This is a genomic window from Novosphingobium oxfordense (assembly GCF_044029435.1).
In the GTDB taxonomy this organism is placed as follows: Bacteria; Pseudomonadota; Alphaproteobacteria; order Sphingomonadales; family Sphingomonadaceae; genus Novosphingobium.
Window position 1 is genome coordinate 2,063,536 of record NZ_CP147008.1, and the last position, 17,805, is coordinate 2,081,340.

Sequence of the window (17,805 nt, forward strand, 5' to 3'; positions counted from 1 at the left end):
ATGGTTTGTATCTGATTTAAAGGGATTAAATCAGTTTGCCGTATGCAGGAAACGCCTAAACGCAAACTTCGGATCAACAAGCTGCTGCGGCCGCTGGGCTATGAGGTCGATCAATTGGACGATCGGCCCTACTGGCCAAGGGCACGTGCGAAACGGATAGAGCGGCCGTTTCTGTTTCTTCTGACGCCGGCAGGTTCCGGCTCTGCCGATATCGCCTGGCACCTCAGCCGCCGCAGCGACATCGGGGCGCTCCACCATAGTTTCGAGGGGCAGCGCCTTGTCAGGGGGTTGATGGACAGCGACCGGTGGTGGCCGGAGAAGTTCGTGGATTACGAAGCCGTCCTTGGCGCATGGAGCCGCCGGATCGCCGAAACCGATCCCGCCGGCCGCTATAGATTCTGGCTGGAGAAAAGCCCGGCCAATCTGGTCCGTCACCGGCAGCTTTTCAGCTATTTTCCCGATCATCGGGTGGTGGTGAACAACCGCGCGCCGGTGGACAATATCGCCGCTCAGGTGCGGCGCTATCTGTTCAAGGAATATCATGGCGCGCATCGGCCGCTGGTGGTGCGGCATCTTGCGCGAATATGGCTGTGGCGCAGCCGGCTGTTGATGCAGGCCGCGCAGGAGCATGGCTATCCTTGCGTCAGTTACGAGGCATTCCGCCGCGCCCCTGACAGCATCGTGGAGGCATTCGGCCTGGACTTTGCGGCGCCCGCAGTCATCGGTGCCACGGGGGCAGCCGTACCCGGCGGGGAGGCGAAATCCAGTCAGGAGATCGCCCGGAATCTCACTGAGCATGAGCGGGAAATGGTGGTCGACGAGCTATCGGGAGCGCCCGAAGTACTGGCGTTTTTCGGGTACGATCTCGCAACCGAGCTGGCTGGCGAGTTCGAGGGCGCAGTGTCGCCCGATTTCGGCGGGACCGCATAGTCCGGCTTCGATAAAGGCGAAGGGATCGAAAGTCAGTTCGGGGCCGTGCGGGAATAGTAATACTGGTAGTAGGCCATTTCCTCGCCCAGCACGGCTGACGAGCGGGTGTCGACTTGCGTCAACACCACGCCGAAGACATTGGCCTCGGCACGTTCCAGCTCACGCAAGGCCGTCCTGATCACATTGCGCGGTGTGGTGCGCCAGCGCACCACCATCAGAACGGCATCGGCCATCGCGGCAACGGCGCGGGCCTCCGCAACGGGAATGGTCGGCGCGATGTCGAGCACGATCAGGTCGTAGAACTGCTTGCACCGGTCCAGCAGCGCGGTGGTGGCGTCGGACTGGACGATGTCAAAATTGCCCGCGGCGGCGGAGTTGAGCGGCAGGACATGTGCACCGGAAGCCGGATCGGTAAGAATCACATCGTCAAGCTTCGCCTGCCCGGCCAGGACTTCGACCAGTCCCGGTTTGCCGGACAGCCCCAGCGCCAGCGTGGTACCCAAACGGCGGAAGTCGCAATCCACCAGCAGCGTCCTGCGTCCGGCGAGCGCGGCGGAGCGGGCCAGCGCGATGGCGGTGCTGGTCTTGCCTTCGTCCGGGATCGAGGAGGTGAGCCCCACCGTGCGGGCCAGCTGTCCCTTCTGCCCGATGCGCAGCGCGGTCCAGATCGCGCGTACCGATTCCGAGAATGGCGATTCGCGATTGTGGACCAGAAAGTCCGGCACGGAGAGAGGTTCGCCCTTGTGGAAGTCAGGCTCATCCATCGTGCCGATGTCGGGCAGGCTGCTGATGACCTTGAAGCCGGTGAACTCCTCCGCCTCGGTGCGGGTGCGGATGCCGCGTTCGCGCCATTCGAGTACCAGCGCCAGCAGGATCGCCGCAATCACGCCGGCAATCAGGCCGCCCAGCAGATAGACCAGGATGTCGGGCGAAGTGGGCAGCGTGGGCGGCTGCGCGCGCGAAATGATGTCGGCCTTGCTCTTTTCGGTGCCGCGCGTTGCCAGTTCGACGCGGTAGCGGTCGAGGAAGGTCTGGTAGAGCTGCCGCGAGCTTTCGGCCACGCGTTCCAGTTCGGCAAGGCGAACGGAGGCATTGTTGCCTGCCAACAGCCGGCCATGGGTGCCGCCGAGCGCGCCTTCGAGTGCGCCGACGCGCTGGCTGGCCACGCGCACATCCTGGCTCACGCCGGTGCTGGCGCGTGCCAATTCGCGGTTGAGCGAGGCACGGGTGGAGGCCAGTTCGGCTTCCGTGCGCATGCGGTCCGGGTGGTTCGGCCCCAGCGTGGACGACTGTTCCGCCAGCTTCTGTTCGAGCGTGGCGACCTGCCGCCGCAAGTCCGATATGACCGGGCTGGCATTCACCACCGACCCGCTGTCGCCGGCATTGGCGCTGGCACGGCCTTGCGCTGCGGCTAGGTCGGCCCGGGCTGACGCCAGTTCGGTATTCAGTGTGGACATTTCCTGCTGGCCGACGGTGTTGTCGTCGCTGGCGCCGACCAGGTTGGCGGCTGCCTTGTAGCCCGCGACGGCCGCTTCTGCGCGCAGCACATCGCCGCGCAACTGGTCCAGCCGGGTTCGCAGCTGCTGGATGTCGACCGTTCGGGCGGCCTGCGCGGCCTGAACCTGCCCGCCGACGTAGGCGTCGGCAACGGCATTGGCGACCAGCGCGGACACTTGCGGATCGTTCGAGCTATACGCGAGATTAATGGCGTAGGAGAGGCCTTTGCGCTCCACCGTCAGCCCCGAACGGACGAGGTTGGTGGCGGCCTCCACCGTGATCGGCCCGGTGGCATTGCGCACCTTGGCACGCAGGAAGCCCGGATTGGTGTGGAGCATCGCGCGCTCCACCGCAGCCCGCGCGATTTCCGGAGAGAGCAGGATCTGCACCTCGGTATCGACGGCGGGTGAATCGATCACATCGTCCCGGTCGCTCTGGGCGGTGCGGACGATCTGCTGGTCGTTGCGGTCTAGCGCGAGGACGACGTTGGCATCGTAGACCTTCTGCGCAAGCAGGTAGGCGATCATCGTCACCGCAAGGATCGCGGCGATCACGCCGAGCATGACCCATTTGTAGCGCCACGCCAGCGTCGCCATCCAGGCAAGGTCGATGACGCGATCCGGCTGCGGGTGCGCCGCCGAAGCGGCGCGCCCCTCGGCAACGGGGGAAGCATCCTGCCCAGTAGAAGCGCCGCGCGCCGGAGGGGGATCGAGCTGCTGGGATCCGAGATGCAAGTCCGCAAGCTCCTGAGGCCGGAGGAACGCCGCGCTCATCTTTGGGGGGAAGGCGTTCCTTGTTCCATTAGAAACAGGTAGTAATTCGAAATCTCCCGCACGATCCGACCGGGTGCGCGGCGGGCAACGAATTCCCGATCGACCTTGCCGGCGACATCCCGCGCATCTTCGAAGGCGCGGGCGATCTGCGCGTGGGTGAGGGGGCCTTCGATCACGGCTGCGCGCGGCGCGCCCAGTTCCTCCAACATTGGCTCGAACGCAGGCAATGCCGATACCAGCATGGGCGTGCCCCGTTCGGCGGCAAGCACTGCCAGGCCGCTGTTCTCTCCGCTGTGATAGGGCAGGACGAGCAGGCGGCTTTGCGCCAGGCGATCGGCCATTTCCTGATCGCTCAATCGTTCCAGCACGTAGTCGATATGCCATCCCCGCCGCCGCAGCGCTTGCAGTCGTGCCGTGAGGGTTTCGGGATCGAGACCGTCGGCGGGCAGGCCGTGCACCAGATAGTGCCGGGAATCCGGGGGCGCCGATTCAAGCGCGGCCAGCAAGGCGTCCAACCCCTTGTAGGCCTTGAGGTCGCCGAGAAAGGCGATCGTTTCCGGTCCCTCGGGTCGCTGTGCGGCGGCGGGATAGGCCCCATCATAAGTCCAGTGCGGGGCGACGAGGCGGTGTTTGGCCGTCACCGCAGGATAGATGACCCCGGCTTCCCGCAGGCTGATATCGGACAAGGCGTGGATACCGTCCACAAGACCCAGCAGCCGGGTCATCCACCAGCGTTCGAGACGGGGGCGATGCGCCTCGTGCGAGGCGGCGTTGTGGATGGTCCAGACGATCCGCGCACCGCGCGCCTTTTGCAGTGCAAGAAACGCCAGCCACAGTGCGATCGAGCGCAAGCTACGCGGGAGGCTGTCCTGTACCACCTTCTGCGGCCAATGCAGGTGGATGATGTCACACCGCCCCAGCAGGCGCCGGGGCCAGTCTGGCGAGAAAGCGACATGGCCCAGATTGCGCAGTTCTGCGATCAGGGTCGAGGTGTAGGGATTGCTCTTGCGGTTTTCTTCGCCTGGGAACGACCAGATTACGGCCATCGGCAATTCGCCCCGTTTCCGTGCCATCTGGCGCTATACCTAATTGCACTGGATAGATGTTCTGGTTGCGCTGCACAATGACCAGAAAGTGTAGTGTCCGGCCACGGCCGGCAGGAGGCAGCACGCGATGCCGGCCAGACGGGTCATCTTCCCTTTCACCAATGCGAAGATCGGCGGCAGCCACGTTTCGTCCTTCACCCTGGGCGAATGCCTGCAGCGCGACCATGGTGTGGAAGTCGTCGTTGCCGCACCGCAAGGTAGCCTGATCTGCGAAGTCGCACGGGAAAGAGGCTTTACCGTCTGGCCGCTAGCGGAAGAGCCGGCCTTTCGTCATGGGCTGGCGGCGGAAGCCCGCCTGCTGCCCAGCCGCCTGCATCTGCTGGGGCGCCAGCCACCGGGAACCATCGTTCACAACAACGACCTTTCCGCGCTTCAGAGCTGGGGCCCGGCCGCCAGAATGCGCGGGTTGCCGGTGATCTATCACAACCGCGCGTGCAATCGGCCGGTCTTGCCGAACCTGATGGTCATGGCGCTTGCCCAGCGCATCATCTGCATTTCGCGCACGGTGGAAGAGCGGCTGCCGCACTGGATGGCGCGGCGGTCGGCGCTGGTCGACAACCCATTCGAACTTGCATCCGGACAGGACCAGCAAGCGCTGCGTCAGGCGCTGGCGCGGGATTATACGGCGGTGGGCGAAGGTGGCCCGCTGATCGGCTTCATCGGCAACTTCGCGCATCGCAAGCGGCCGCGGTTTTTCCTGGAAATGGCGAAAGCGGTTCTGGTCCACCGTCCCGACGCCACGTTCGTCATCTTCGGGCGTGAAGTGGACGAGACGCAGCAGGATCTGGAGCGGCATGCTGCGCAACTGGGCATTGCGAACCGGGTCGTGTTCGCGGGCTTCAGGATGCCGGTGGAGGACAATATCGCCGTGCTTGACCTGCTGGCGATCACCGCCCTTGAAGAGCCGCTGGGCCGCACCCCGCTGGAGGCGCTGCTGCTGGGCGTCCCTTACGTAACCACCGACGATGCCGGGCTTGGCGAGACGGGCCGGCGTTTCGGAGGCGGCCTGCTGGTTCCGCGTGAGGCGGATCCCGCCAGCTTCGCCAAGGCCGTGCTGGAAGGGCTGGAGCACTACGACCCGACGCAATTGGCCGAAGCGCGCCGCCACGCCCGTGAGGCTCTCAGTGCACGGCGCCATACCGAGCGGGTAATGGCACTCTACGACGAACTGACCTCCGGGTTCGGTCGGTCCAAACAGTTTCGCGACGCGCTTGCTCGTCTGGAAACACCGCCTTCTCAATAAGTTGGAAAGTGCCGATTAGCTCCGAACCAGTCTCGTTCATTTGACAGCGTTCAGGAATGCCATGACATCGGCAAATACCGGCTGCGTCACGCCAACTTGCCGGCACGGAAAAACGATCCCGTTTGGCCGTGGGAGCCAGTTGGGCACTATAATTTAAGACGTGAGTTCTATTCCCCGAAACATGCTTCTCATGCACCATCCTCTCCTGAGGCGTCTTAGCTTTGCGTTGAAGGCGAAGCATTTCTGGCCCGTCATGCTCCTGCTGGTGGCCTGCTTTGGATCGGTGCTTGTCCTGCTGGAAATCACCACGCGCGCGCAGGACGATCTGCAGCGCCAGCGAGAGGAACAGGCGCTGCAAGGGGCCGTTCGCTCACTGGCGCTGGGCGTGCTGCGCGACCTTCAGGACTATGCGAAATGGGACGATGCGGTGCGGCACATCAGCATGGGCCTGCAACCGGCTTGGGTGGACGACAATGTCGTGGCCTATCTCGGACGCATTCAGGGCTATGAGCATATCTTCATCCTGAACGACCGGGACCGTACGATCTACAGCTTCAACCAGCCCGATCCGGCTCCCTTCGCGGCGCATGAACGACTGGGACCGGCATTCGCGCGATCGATCGGGCAAGTGCGCAAGATGCCGCGCAGCGGCAGCCCCATCCAGGCCGGTTTCAGCCGCACCGGCAACAGCGTGGTATCCTACGCCACGGCGGCGATCGTTCCATTGACGCCCAAGATCACAGTGCCCGCCGACAAGCCCACGCACATGCTGGTTATCGCCCACGCCATCGACGAACGCGTTCTCGGCCGTATCACGCAGGAACTGCGCCTTTCGAACGTCAGGCTCAGCCTTGTTCAGCCCGATCCCGCATCGGCCTCGATCGCGTTGCAGGGAACGGACGGAACGCCGGTAGGCTGGCTGGAATGGACGCCGCACAAGCCAGGCACCCGCCTGCTGGAACAGGTTGCGCCGGCCATCGTGGTCCTTGGGCTTCTCTCGCTGGCTGCGGCAGTGCTGATCCTCCAGAACGGCAGTCGTGCGATCGAGGCGATCCGGCAGAGCGAACTGCGCGCGCGGCACCATGCGGATCACGATTCCCTCACCGGGCTGCCCAATCGGCGCGCCTTGCTTTCGCGGATTTCAACGCATCTGGCAGTCGGCGACGATCTGGTCCTGCTGTTCATGGACCTGGATGGCTTCAAGGATGCGAACGATGTCTACGGCCATGCCGCCGGCGACCTGCTGCTGAAGGAAGCCGCCGCGCGGATCCGGCGCATTGCGAAGGGCGAACTGGTCGCCCGGGCCGGGGGTGACGAGTTCGCGGTCCTGCTGACTTGCGACATGGCGGGGCAGGCCGGATCCATCTGCGAAAGCATTATCCAGTCGTTCCAGGCGCCGTTCGTCATCGGTTCCTATCGCGTGATCCTGGGCATCAGCATCGGCTGCGCGGACGCAGAGGACGTGGGTGCGGAAGGGCAGGACGAACTCATGCGCCGCGCCGACGTGGCGATGTATGCGGCCAAGGGCGACGGCAAGAACTGCACGCGCCGGTATGCCACCTCGCTGGATGAAGGCCACTTGCTGCGCATGAAGCTGGAGCGGGACCTGCAGGCTTCGATCGCGCGCAAGGAACTCTATGTGTGCTATCAGCCGATCGTCGCCGCCGATACTGCCGAAGTGGTCGGGGTGGAAGCGCTGGTGCGGTGGCGCCACCCGGAGCATGGCGACGTTCCGCCGGATGTCTTCATTCCCATCGCCGAGTTGAGCGGCCTGATAAATGCGGTCGGCCGGCAGGTGCTCTATCAGGCCTGTCTGGCGATGCGGGAAACCGCGCTGGAACTGGCGGTCAACATTTCGCCCGTGCAGTTCTGGGATCACAACCTGCTGGAAGACGTCCGCCACGCGCTACAGGAGACGAAGTTCCCGCCGGAGCGGCTTGAACTGGAAATCACGGAAAGCCTGCTGCTGCGGCGGCCCGACAAGGCGGCTCAAGTCATCAATCGCCTGCGGGAACTGGGCATTCGCATCGCACTGGACGACTTCGGCGCGGGCTACGCCAGCATCGGCTATCTCCAGCGGCTGAAGCTGGATCGCATCAAGATCGACAAGGCGTTCATCGCGCCCCTCAGCAACGATGCAAGGTCGCGGGAGATGATGCTGTCCATGGTCGCACTGGCAAGCGCCTTCGATGCGCAAGTCACGGCGGAAGGGATCGAGACGGCAGAACAGGCACGGATCGCGCGGGCGGCCGGCTGCACCCGCATGCAGGGATGGTACTTCGGCCGGCCGGCCACGGGCCAGGATCTCTGCGCCTCGCTGGACGCCTTGGCGCAAGCGCACCCTTGCCCCAGCGTGGGTCTTTCGTAAGCCGCGTCAGCTTGTGATCCGCTGGTCCACGATCACGTCCGATCCCGAATAGCTGCCACTGGCGCGCAAGACCTGCCCGGGCTTGGCGACGAGCCGACCGATGTGCAGGGTCACCTTGCCTTCCTCCGCCCGGAACAGCGGCACGGAAGGGTCGCCCGAGGCAATGAGCACGTCGATCTCTATGGTTCGCGTTTCGCTGGAACTGCCCTTGCCGATGATGCCGACGTAGTTGTTGGTGCCCAGTTCGATCAGCCCGTGATGCTGGCTTTGCCAGACCTTGAGGCCTTCGCGGCAGCCGGAAAGGTAGACATTGTCCACTTTCACGTCGCCCTTGATATCAAGGCAGGCATCGCTTGCATTCATTACGCGTCCGTTGGAAATCGTGCCGGAATAGCCCTTCTCGGTCGAGATGCCGTCGACATTACGATAGTTCGTGCCCTCCGCCATGAAGAGGTTCTGGAAGTCGAAATTCCGGATCTCGAAGGTGCCGACATCGTCGGCGTTCTTGCCCTTCAGCGTGATGGCACCCCATGCATCGTCGCCGTTGATCGCCGGCGAGGCGGGATCGCCGATCCAGACCAGATCGTGGAACACCGCATGGCCGATCCCGTCGCTGACGTTGGCAAGGCCAAGGCCCAGCGTGGGGTCGGCGCGCGCGCCGGTGGCGGAAACGCGCTCGATGCTGATATCGGGGACGTTCGTGCCGCGCAGCACTGGCCCATAGTTCCGCGTGATCACGTCGGCCATGACGAACCCTTGCGCATTGCTGCCATTGACCAGGATCTTCCCGTCCGCCGCGCAAACCGCCTTCAGCGGCGGCGTGCTGGGGCCAAGCCGGATAGTGGACCTGGTCGGGCAACTGGACGTATCGGCCGCCGGCGCGGCGATCTGCGGCATGCTGAAGGCCGTTAGGCTTGTCGCCGCGGCGGAAGCTGCACCCGTCAGGCCGAGCAGTTCCGGCGCCGTGCCCTGCGTGTCCATTGCTGGACCGATGAGAAGAAGGGGAAGCGCAAGGCCGAAGGTCCGGATCATGAGGTTCCTCGAAGTTTCGTCGAACGGTGCCTCACCCCTCATGCAGAGTGGTCGCCGAGGCGCGGGATTGCAAGATTACCTCCACCGCAGCCGCCGCCTCCGTCTTGCGACGGAAATTGCATGGTTTTTCCAGTCAGATGGCGGGGCATCGGCGATCAAACCGGGTGAGGACGAAGCGCATTTGCGGCAGGCCGTTCCGCGGGAAGCCGATTCAGGCGCGCATAGACCGTGAAACCGCAAAGCAGGCCATAGAACAGCAGCCCCTCGATCATCCACAAGGGCATTGTCGCCATGTTGAGCACGAAAAAGCCGAGATGGGCCAGAACCAGCATGATGCGCGTCGATCCCGAGGTGGAAAGCGCCAGCGCGAACATCCATAGCCACAGCAGCAGCATGGCCGCCACGCCCAGCGTGCCCAGTTCGTAGAGCGTGGAGATCAGCGTGTTGTGGGCGTAATAGCGATACCGCCCCTCCCACGAATTGGCGCCGTAGCCCAGCACGTGCTGGCGCTTCGACCCGTGCCTCCACGCGTCGATATATTCGCTCCAGAGGAACAGGCGGCCAGACATGATCGCCCGGTCCAGCTTTCTGAATTCATCGGGTGTCTTCGTCAGCACTTCGGGTTCGGAAGTGAGGGCGATGATGGTATCGAACCGGTCGCCGGCCAGGTGCGGAACGATGGGAACGGCCGAGAGCATCAACAGGAAACCCAGGATTCCGGCCATGCCCCGCTGGCGCGGCGGGACCACGGCCATGATCGCGCCCAGCAGCAGTCCCAGCAGCAGCGGTGCGGCGGCGATGATCGCGGTGCGATAGTTCGCCGCCAGGATGCCGCCCACGCAGACGGCGGCGACGGCCAGCTTGTATCGGGCCTTCAGGGTGGGATGGAGCAATCCCGCCAGCAGGCCGGTCAGCAGGATGATGGAGAAGCTGGCCTCATGGTTGTAGCCGCCGATGTAGGAGGTTGACCCGTCGCTTTCGGTGGCCTTGGCGATGTGAAGCGCAAGGCTGGCGGCTTGCAGGACCAGCGGTAACGTGAAGGTGAAAAGCAGGCGCGACAGCACTTTGCCCGGCCCATCCGCCACGAAGGCATCGTATGCGGTGAGGACGATCATCGCGAGGTAGGCGTATTTCACGAAGCTCTCGATGGCGCCGGATACGTCCTTGTTGAGCAGCAGGCTGGCGCAGACGACGAGCGTCAGCGGGGTCAGCGGGATCAGCACCAGCGGCACCGCGCGGGACCGACGCAGGAGCAGGATCCCCACGAGAACGACCAGCACCGAGGCCAGCGCGTTCCAGCTAAGCCCGGCGGGGGAGGAGGAGAAAGAGAAGCGGGGCTGCGCCGACATCGCCAGGCGAACGGCGAAGGCAATTACCAGAAAGCCGGTGGATGCACTGGCGCGCATCGAAACCACCACCATCAGCGCCAGATAGGCCATCAGCACGGGGAAGACGACGAAGGCGGGGAGCGACGGGCTGCCGGCGGTCAGTGCAAGCACGGGGACACCTCCTGACGGTTCCAGGCTGTTGCGTGGCGGGGCTCAGCGGGCATTGTGCAATTCCGGTGAGAACCGTGCCCGTCCGGCCATTTCCCTATAGTACGGCGACGTGCGCGCGGCCACTTCGTCCCAGCTCATCAGCGCGGTGCCGGAGGCCCCTGCGTCGCGCGGAATCTGGCCTCCGGCAAGGCGCCCTGACAGCGCATCGACATTGCCTACCGGGAAGTAGCACTCCACCGGCAGGCCCAGGTCGAGGTTGGGCTGAATGTCGCTCAGCAAAACGGGGCATCCGCAGGAAAGCGCCTCCAGCGCGGCGATCGGCAGGCCTTCGTGGAAGGAAGGCAGCACGAACAGCGAGGCATGGCGATAGAGCACGCCCAACACGCTGCGCGGCTGCATTCCCAGCATGCGCACTTTGCCGCCGGCCTGTGCCATCAGGTCTTCCGCATGGCGATCGCCTTTCCGGCCGGCCCCGGCGATCACCAACTGGCGATTGTCGCCGCTGCGGCGGTGGGCCTCGATCAGATAGTCAATTCCCTTTTCCGGCACGAGCCGGGCCGCGCACAGCACGAAGTTCCCGGTTTCGCATCCAAGCCGCTCCAGGATGGTGCTGGCCGGTTCCGCCGGCGCCTCTGGCGGATCGACGCCATTGGGAATGAACACCACTTTGCCGGCGGCGGTGGGATAGCGATCGCGCATGTTCGCCGCGAGCGAGGGCGAAACGCAAATGACGCGGTTAGCGAACTGCATGCCCAGCCGTTCGCCCAGCCGAAGCATCGACTTCGCCATGTAGCCCCATTTCGCCCGGTTGTAGTCCGCGCCGTGGTGGGTCAACAGCACGCCCAACCCCAGCAAGCGCGCGAGCGGAGCCAGCAAGGCCGGGCCCACGGCATGGATATGGATGGCGTCGGCGCCCTGGCGCCATGCATGGACGATCGCCACTGCGGTCGAGACGAAGGCCTCGCTGCTGTTGCCCGGCGGCGAATAGAGCGCCATCAGCCGCACCCGCCGGAAGCTTTCCATTTCCGGATCCACATAGCGTGCGCGGCAGCAGACCTCGATGTCGATATCGGGATTGATCTGGGCAATGCGGGGCAGCAGTTCCTCGCAATGCGTCTCTACGCCGCCGATGACGCCGGGGATGCCGCGCAATCCGGTTACGCAGATCTTCATCCCGGCAGCACTCCGTTGCCGGCGGCGGCCGCCGATATGGTCTTGCGAAAGGCTTCGACGGCATGCGCGACCGAAAAGGCGTCGACCCGGGCCAGTCCTTCGCGAATGCAGCGTGCCCGCGCAACGGGCTGCAGGAGGCGGTCCATGCAAAGCGCCATCGCGCGATCGTCGTCCATGGCGACGAGCGCTCCACCGGTGCCGAACGCGGCGCCGTCTTCCGCGCTTTCGAGGCTGGCCTGCAGAATTTCCGCCGGGCCGGACGGGCAGTCCGTCGCGATCACCGGCAAGCCGCAGGCCATGGCTTCCAGCATCGCGTTGGGAAACCCTTCCGCGTTCGATGTCAGCAGGTAGGCGCCGGCGCGGGCCAGCACGGCATAAGGATTGGCAACGAATCCGGCCAGCCTGACCCTGTCCGCAAGGCCCAGCGATGCGGCCAGCGCGACGAGTTCATCGCGCAGCGGACCTTCGCCCAAGACGATCAGCCTGCCGTCAGGCCGACTTGCCGCCAGCGCCCGGATGGCCATGGCCGTGTTCTTGTTGGGGACGAGGCGGCCCATCGTCACGAAGTCTTGCGCAGAGACCCCGATTTCCGGCTTATGGGCGGCCAGCATCCGGATGCGGTCGATGTCCACCGGGTTGTAGATCACGCAGATCCGCTCCGGCTCCACGGAGAAATCGCTTTCCAGCGTGCGGGCGACGCCTTCGGAGACGGCCACGATCCTGCTGGCTGCGGGGTATGTGCCGCGGATCAGCAGGCGGCTCAGGAAGCCGAACCGGCCCGATTTCAGATGGGCAGTGGTGTTCACCCTTTCGCTGATGACGGCAGGGCCGCCGGTTCGCCGCATGGCAACGATCGCTGCGACATTGGCGCGTGAGAGGAACGATACGGTAACGTCGGGCCGAAGGCGGCCGACCAGCCGGCGTAACTGGGTGACGCTGCGGAACATCCCGCCGCCGGTGTCGAGGCGCATCACCGGGACTGCTTCGGGAAGGCTGTAGGCTTCCTCCGCCTCTTCATCCAGAAGGGCGACGGTGATGGCGAAACCGCTGGCCGGCCCGTCCAGTTCGCGAACCAGCGTCGTGAACACGCGCTCCGCACCACCCCCGGCCAGGGAGTTGATGACGAACAGAACTCGAAGTTGCGACCGGGGACTCATGGTCGGTGCCGTCATCCCTATGTTGCGTTGCGGGATGACACGTTAGTCGCGACCTTGGCAGCGTACGACCCCGCCATAGGGAGTGTGTGGAAGGCGCAAAAGGGGTGCCCCGCCGGCCTTTGCCGACGAGGCGTGCTCTCTGCGGGTTATCCCGGGAATGACACGGACTTGGCATCCGTGTTGATGGAAGGGAAGGGCAGGTAGGAAACACGAAGCTGCTGCAGCAAAGCAAGCTCGTGATCGCCTGGGGGGAAGCCACCCGGCCGGTCCACAAGGATCGTTGCAGGCGTGCCGAATGGCCAGCGGCGGTCGTAAGCCCGTTCCATCTCGTCGAGCGAGAGCGGGCCTTCGCCTTCATCGAAACGCACGGCGTCGCGCGGCAGGGCCTCCCCGTCGATGGAAACGTCCAGCTTCTCGATCATGGAGAGGCCAAGCCCACGATAATAGCCCAGCTTTGCCTCGAACGCGAAGCCGGTGGGCGCTTCGGCCGGGCCGGTGTTGCGCAGCGTGGCGGCGTCGATCAGGTACTTGTCGAACATCACTTCTCTCCCGACAGGAAGCTGCCGGAAGCCAGCCACCTGTACAATTGGTCCATCCACCCCTCCGTGGGGGTTCCGGGCTTGCCCAGGCCGAATCCGTGGCTGCCCGATGCGTAATAGTGGAATTCCACCGGCTTTCCGGCGGCCCGCCAGCTTTCGACCAGCCCGAACGGGCCCTTGCCGAACAGCGGATCGTCGGCGGCGAGGGCCACGAACATCGGCGGCGCATTGGCGGGCACCTGCACCGCATTCATCATCGGATAGATCGGCGCGATGAAGGCTGGCATGTATTGGCCGGGATGTGTGGCCAGGCTGCGGGTCAGCATCGCCCCTGCCGAAAAGCCCATCATGCCAATGCGATTGGGATCGACGCCGAACTCCGCGGCTCGATCATGGACGAGAGCAAGGGCGGCACGCGCATCTTCCAGCGCGGGGTCCGGCGTATCGGCAGGTGGCGCGAAGCTGGCCCGGCCGCCGGTGACGACTTGGGCCATTTCGCTGGCGAACACCGCCTGATCGGGCGGTGTGGGCAGCACCCGGTACTTCAGGACGAAGGCGGCGATGCCATGGTTCGCCAGCCAGCGGGCGACGTCCCAACCTTCCTTTTCGATGGCGAGCCCCAGAAATCCGCCGCCCGGCGCAACGATCATCGCCGCGCCCGTGCCCTTGCCGACCGGCAAGACCGGGATGAGGGTGGCGCGGGTGACATTGCGCACGGCAACTTGCGTGCCGTCCAGATGCCATACCTCGCGCTGCGGCGTGCCCTTGGCCACCGGCAGATCGATGGCGCCGGGCTGGTGCGGCGCGGCAATGGTCTCCCGGCTGACGGCAGGTTGTGCGAGGGCGGGCGCCACTCCACCGATCACCAATGCTGCACCCGCGAAAAGCGCGGCCACGCGCTTCGACGGCGCGCGCATCAGGCGGTTGCCCGTTCCGCTTCGGCCTTTTCCGCCTCGCCAATCAGCCGTTCGAACATCACGTGCTGGCGGCGCACTTGTTCGCGGCTGTCCACCGGCATCACGTCCTGTATCCAGCGATTGCCTTCGTATTCGCTGGAAAGCGTGCCTTCCCAGCCACATTTGACGAGTTCGGGGATCACTTCGTCATAGGCGATGGTCGGATCGGTGCAATCCTCGGTCATGCCGTAGAACTTCGCCTGGATATGGCGGAAATAGGGGGCATAATCGCCGATCCGCTTGGGATTGGCGTAAGGCGCATGGCGCAGCGTTTCGGCCATCGCGATCTCCGCCTTGTTGCCGCCCATCTTCACCGCGACTTCGTAGATCGTGTATTCGCACATGATCTTCTGTTGGTGCTGATCGACGATGAACTGCGTCACTTCCGGCCGCGCACCCTGGCGTTCGAAGCGGGCGCGGAATTCCGGCGGGTAGTGCTTCATGAAGATGCCCATGTCGGGCAGGATGCCGAGGTGTTTCGTGCCCAGCCGGTCCGCCACCTCGATCGTGCGCAGGATCCACGCATGTTCCAGATGCCAGGGCGCGTGGACTTCCACGCCCATGTGGACGTCCAATTCCTCCGCATAGGGCACGCACTTCTCAAGGATATCCGGCCGAACGAAGACCAGCACGCGCATGTTGCGGATGCCCAGGCGGTTGCACAGCACCAGATCGCGGCGGATGCTTTCCACCTGCTCCTCATCCGACATGGTCTCGCCCTTGCGCAGCTTGGTGTCGAGGAACATGTCGTAGCAGGTGAAATGCGCGCCATGGCGTGCCAGCATGTCCTGCCAGCGGGCTACTTCGGCATCGTCGATATGCGGGAAGCACGGCATGTTCTGCTCGGGCAGGATCTCGATGCCTTTGGCGCCGATGGAGCTGGCAAAGGCCACGCAATCCTCCACCGACATCTGCCCCAGGAACATCTCCTCCTGAAAACTGTAGAGGCTGACGCCGCGCTGAATCTTCGACATGGAAACCCTTCTCCCCGGTCGTCCAAGCGGACGACCATTATTAGAATTACAATTCTTGTTTATGAGATCGCGGGCGCCGCTGTCAACGGTCTTGCGGCGCCCCTTGAAGGGTTAGAGGGAATTGCGTCGGGCGATGCCGCCAAGCACGGCGGCGCTGGGTTTGGCGGTGCGGGCGAAGGTGGTGCGGTCCAGCGTATGCAGGCCGAACTGCGGCTTGTAGCCGAACACCCATTCGAAGTTGTCGACCAGCGACCAGTGGCAGTAGCCCAGCACCGGCACGCCGTCCTCCATCGCCAACCGCAGGTCGGCAAGGGCAGCGGGGATCAGGCGGGCGCGCTTGGTGTCGTCGGCCGAGTTGATGCCATGCTCGGTCACGATCACCGGCACGCCGCTGACCTCATGCGCATGGCGCACTGCCCCGGCGAGCGAGGCCGGATAGACTTCCGAACCCACGTCGTTGATTTCGGCGCTGGCAGGGGCGGGCAGGCGGCCCTTGTCGTTCCACACCGCACGCTCGTAGTTCTGCACGCCGACGAATTCGTTGCCGCGCGCTGCTTCCAGCCAGGGCCGATAGAGCTTGGCGCGCATCGCATCGCGCAGGCTGTTCTTGCCCACGGCCTGATCGTCGATGATCGCCAGGCTTACGCCGACCGGCAGATCGCTGCGGACGGCCTTGATCGCCTCTCGCCCCGCCTTGTGCCCCGCCAGCAGATGCCCCTGAACCACATCCGGATCGGCGACGTAGAGCGGATTGCCGGGCAGGAAGCGCGCTACCCCATGTTCGCGCGCGGCAGCCTCCTGCATCGCCTTGTCCGCATCGAGCAGGCGCTTGCCGATATCTCCGGGCAGCACGATGTCGAGCAGGCCGCTGAGGTTCGGCTCGTTCAGCGTGGTGGCATAGCCGATCCCGCCGGCAAGATGGCGCGCCGCCCTGTCGCAATAGCGCGCGAAGAGGGAGGGCGCTTCCGCATTAGACCAGCCGCCTTGTGCCGCGAACCAGGCCGGCGTGGTGAAGTGGTTGAACGTCACCATCGGCACCAGTCCACGCGCGTGGCAGCCGTCGATCATCGCCTTGTAGTGATCGAGCATCGCCAGGGAGAACAGGCCCTTCGCCGGCTCGATCCGCGCCCATTCCAGGCTGAAGCGGTAGGTGTTCAGCCCCATGCCCTTCACCAGATCCAGGTCGGTGGGCCAGAGCGCGAAGCTGTTGGCCGCATCGCCGGAAGGCTCGGCATAGACCGTGGGATTGGCGTGCTCCATGGCCCAGACGTCGCTGTTGACGTTGTTGCCTTCCACCTGATGTGCGGCCGTGGCGGCGCCCCACAGGAAGCCTTGCGGGAACTTCGGATCGGCGGGCCTGCGTGAAGCAGCCAAGGCCGGGCTGACAAGCGCGGATCCCGCCAGCGCGGCGGCAGTCATGCCGGCGGCTGCCAGTACGGAACGGCGATCGGTCATGCGTCTCTCCCACAATGCCGGCTGCGGTTTACCGGCTTGCGGGATTTATTGGAATTTATGTTCTAAATGTAAAGGCCGGTCCGGGCATCGGTGTGTCGCAGCGCCAGAACGCGGTCGTAGGCGCGGATCAGCGCCAGCGAGACGGTCGCCACCGAGGCGCCGAGGATCATGTCGATGAAGTAATGCGTGCCTTCCACCGGCGTGGAGAGCAGCATCGCCGCATCGAGAGCAACGATAGGCCACCGCAGCAAGGGCGTGCGCCATGCCGCGACAATGTAGAGAACCGCCGCAGCAGTATGGAAACTGGGCGCGGAGACGATGCCCCGCAACTGGCCCAGATCGACCACATGCACTGCATGCGCGCGGAGCGCCGGAATCAGGCCGGGCTGCCACAGTTCGCTTTCCGGCATATAGGGGATCGATCCATGCCAGAGGTGCGAGAAGGGGCCGACGGCCGGCATCAGGCTGAACAGGGCCAGTGTGATGAGCGCGGCCACCAGAAAAGCGGCAAGGAAGCGATACGCCCGGTCATGTTCACCGGCGCGGGCGGCGGACCACAGCAGGATCGCGGGCGTGAGGTAGATGCTGCGATAGGCGGTCGTGCCCAGCACCTGAAGCACCGGATGCGCCGCCACCAGTCGATACCAGGCCAGCCAGTCGAACCCCAGCGCGACATCGACGCGTTGAAGGGTCGCATCGGCATAGCCATGGGTCAGCGCGGCAACGGGATAGCTGGCGGTGGCGCCCATCAGCGAAATGATCGTGAACAGCGCGGCATATTCGCTGAAATGCGCAACCGCTGCCGCGTGCCGCCAGGTCGTGCGCGGCAGGCCGAACCGCAGGGCCAATGCCAGCAGGCCCGCAGCGTAGAACGGCAGGTTGCTCGCCCGCAAGGGATCGACGTGCAGCCCGGCCCGATGCATCAGCGCGGAGAGCGCGCAAAGGCACAGCAGCAGTGCCGCCAGCATGTGCCGTCGGATCAGCGGGCCGGACTTCTGTACTGTAACAAGCGCGGGAGAAATCAGCTCGTCGGCCAGTGCCGATCCGGCCGCCATGCCGGATGAAGACGGCATGGGCCAGGACGGCTGCATTTGTGTCATTAC

14 protein-coding genes are annotated in these 17,805 nt (G+C 64.7%); 3 read left to right on the forward strand and 11 right to left on the reverse strand.

All coding sequences use genetic code 11. The features are described 5' to 3' along the window. Window positions 1–42: 42 nt before the first annotated feature. Window positions 43–930 (forward strand): sulfotransferase, encoded by an 888-nt coding sequence (locus WBP07_RS31600; RefSeq protein ID WP_395397206.1) that lies wholly within the window; start codon window positions 43–45, stop codon window positions 928–930. 32 nt (window positions 931–962) lie between these two features. On the opposite strand, the gene WBP07_RS31605 is transcribed toward WBP07_RS31600, so the two are convergent. Both WBP07_RS31605 and WBP07_RS31610 read right to left on the reverse strand, forming a co-directional pair. Then, on the reverse strand, window positions 963–3,161 hold the full coding sequence (locus tag WBP07_RS31605) for a GumC family protein (RefSeq protein ID WP_395397207.1): 2,199 nt from the start codon (window positions 3,159–3,161) through the stop codon (window positions 963–965). A 35-nt stretch (window positions 3,162–3,196) separates the two neighbouring features. Then, window positions 3,197–4,246: a glycosyltransferase gene (locus WBP07_RS31610; RefSeq protein WP_395397208.1), complete on the reverse strand. Its 1,050-nt coding sequence runs from the start codon at window positions 4,244–4,246 to the stop codon at window positions 3,197–3,199. Window positions 4,247–4,373: 127 nt separating this feature from the next. On the opposite strand from WBP07_RS31610, the gene WBP07_RS31615 reads away from it, so the two are divergent. Both WBP07_RS31615 and WBP07_RS31620 read left to right on the forward strand, forming a co-directional pair. Beyond that, window positions 4,374–5,549: a glycosyltransferase gene (locus WBP07_RS31615; RefSeq protein ID WP_395397209.1), complete on the forward strand. Its 1,176-nt coding sequence runs from the start codon at window positions 4,374–4,376 to the stop codon at window positions 5,547–5,549. Between the two features lie 253 nt (window positions 5,550–5,802). Continuing rightward, a complete protein-coding gene (locus tag WBP07_RS31620) occupies window positions 5,803–7,917 on the forward strand; it encodes a putative bifunctional diguanylate cyclase/phosphodiesterase (RefSeq protein ID WP_395397210.1) in 2,115 nt (704 codons plus the stop codon). 6 nt (window positions 7,918–7,923) lie between these two features. Here the strand turns inward: WBP07_RS31620 and WBP07_RS31625 are convergent, their stop codons facing one another. From WBP07_RS31625 to WBP07_RS31665, 9 genes are all read right to left on the reverse strand, one after another. Then, complete coding sequence (locus WBP07_RS31625) at window positions 7,924–8,949, reverse strand: hypothetical protein (protein ID WP_395397211.1); 1,026 nt, start codon at window positions 8,947–8,949, stop codon at window positions 7,924–7,926. Between the two features lie 155 nt (window positions 8,950–9,104). After that, on the reverse strand, window positions 9,105–10,448 hold the full coding sequence (locus tag WBP07_RS31630; RefSeq protein WP_395397212.1) for an O-antigen ligase family protein: 1,344 nt from the start codon (window positions 10,446–10,448) through the stop codon (window positions 9,105–9,107). A 42-nt stretch (window positions 10,449–10,490) separates the two neighbouring features. Then, entirely contained in the window at window positions 10,491–11,621 is a 1,131-nt protein-coding gene (locus WBP07_RS31635) for a glycosyltransferase family 4 protein (protein WP_395397214.1), read from the reverse strand. Further along, the gene (locus WBP07_RS31640) at window positions 11,618–12,793 is read right to left on the reverse strand and encodes a glycosyltransferase (protein WP_395397215.1); all 1,176 of its coding nucleotides are present in this window, start codon (window positions 12,791–12,793) and stop codon (window positions 11,618–11,620) included. The genes WBP07_RS31635 and WBP07_RS31640 overlap by 4 nt, the downstream gene beginning before the upstream one ends. 131 nt (window positions 12,794–12,924) lie before the next feature. Further along, window positions 12,925–13,317, reverse strand: coding sequence for a DUF6379 domain-containing protein (locus WBP07_RS31645; RefSeq protein WP_395397216.1), 393 nt, complete (start codon window positions 13,315–13,317; stop codon window positions 12,925–12,927). Beyond that, the gene (locus tag WBP07_RS31650) at window positions 13,317–14,234 is read right to left on the reverse strand and encodes an alpha/beta hydrolase (RefSeq protein ID WP_395397217.1); all 918 of its coding nucleotides are present in this window, start codon (window positions 14,232–14,234) and stop codon (window positions 13,317–13,319) included. Before WBP07_RS31650 ends, WBP07_RS31645 begins: the two co-directional genes overlap by 1 nt. Beyond that, window positions 14,234–15,247 (reverse strand): sugar phosphate isomerase/epimerase family protein, encoded by a 1,014-nt coding sequence (locus WBP07_RS31655; protein WP_395397218.1) that lies wholly within the window; start codon window positions 15,245–15,247, stop codon window positions 14,234–14,236. Before WBP07_RS31655 ends, WBP07_RS31650 begins: the two co-directional genes overlap by 1 nt. A gap of 111 nt (window positions 15,248–15,358) precedes the next feature. Then, window positions 15,359–16,702, reverse strand: coding sequence for a family 1 glycosylhydrolase (locus WBP07_RS31660; RefSeq protein WP_395397219.1), 1,344 nt, complete (start codon window positions 16,700–16,702; stop codon window positions 15,359–15,361). Between the two features lie 62 nt (window positions 16,703–16,764). After that, complete coding sequence (locus WBP07_RS31665) at window positions 16,765–17,775, reverse strand: phosphatase PAP2 family protein (RefSeq protein WP_395397220.1); 1,011 nt, start codon at window positions 17,773–17,775, stop codon at window positions 16,765–16,767. Window positions 17,776–17,805 lie beyond the last annotated feature (30 nt).

Excerpts from the sequence above, each read along its gene's own strand:
- WBP07_RS31600 (WP_395397206.1), top strand. The coding sequence starts at position 43 with ATGCAGGAAACGCCTAAACGCAAACTTCGGATCAACAAGCTGCTGCGG.
- WBP07_RS31610 (WP_395397208.1), bottom strand. The coding sequence starts at position 4,246 with ATGGCCGTAATCTGGTCGTTCCCAGGCGAAGAAAACCGCAAGAGCAAT.
- WBP07_RS31615 (WP_395397209.1), top strand. The coding sequence starts at position 4,374 with ATGCCGGCCAGACGGGTCATCTTCCCTTTCACCAATGCGAAGATCGGC.
- WBP07_RS31620 (WP_395397210.1), top strand. The coding sequence starts at position 5,803 with ATGCTCCTGCTGGTGGCCTGCTTTGGATCGGTGCTTGTCCTGCTGGAA.
- WBP07_RS31625 (WP_395397211.1), bottom strand. The coding sequence starts at position 8,949 with ATGATCCGGACCTTCGGCCTTGCGCTTCCCCTTCTTCTCATCGGTCCA.
- WBP07_RS31635 (WP_395397214.1), bottom strand. The coding sequence starts at position 11,621 with ATGAAGATCTGCGTAACCGGATTGCGCGGCATCCCCGGCGTCATCGGC.
- WBP07_RS31640 (WP_395397215.1), bottom strand. The coding sequence starts at position 12,793 with ATGACGGCACCGACCATGAGTCCCCGGTCGCAACTTCGAGTTCTGTTC.
- WBP07_RS31645 (WP_395397216.1), bottom strand. The coding sequence starts at position 13,317 with ATGTTCGACAAGTACCTGATCGACGCCGCCACGCTGCGCAACACCGGC.
- WBP07_RS31650 (WP_395397217.1), bottom strand. The coding sequence starts at position 14,234 with ATGCGCGCGCCGTCGAAGCGCGTGGCCGCGCTTTTCGCGGGTGCAGCA.
- WBP07_RS31655 (WP_395397218.1), bottom strand. The coding sequence starts at position 15,247 with ATGTCGAAGATTCAGCGCGGCGTCAGCCTCTACAGTTTTCAGGAGGAG.
- WBP07_RS31660 (WP_395397219.1), bottom strand. The coding sequence starts at position 16,702 with ATGACCGATCGCCGTTCCGTACTGGCAGCCGCCGGCATGACTGCCGCC.
- WBP07_RS31665 (WP_395397220.1), bottom strand. The coding sequence starts at position 17,775 with ATGCCGTCTTCATCCGGCATGGCGGCCGGATCGGCACTGGCCGACGAG.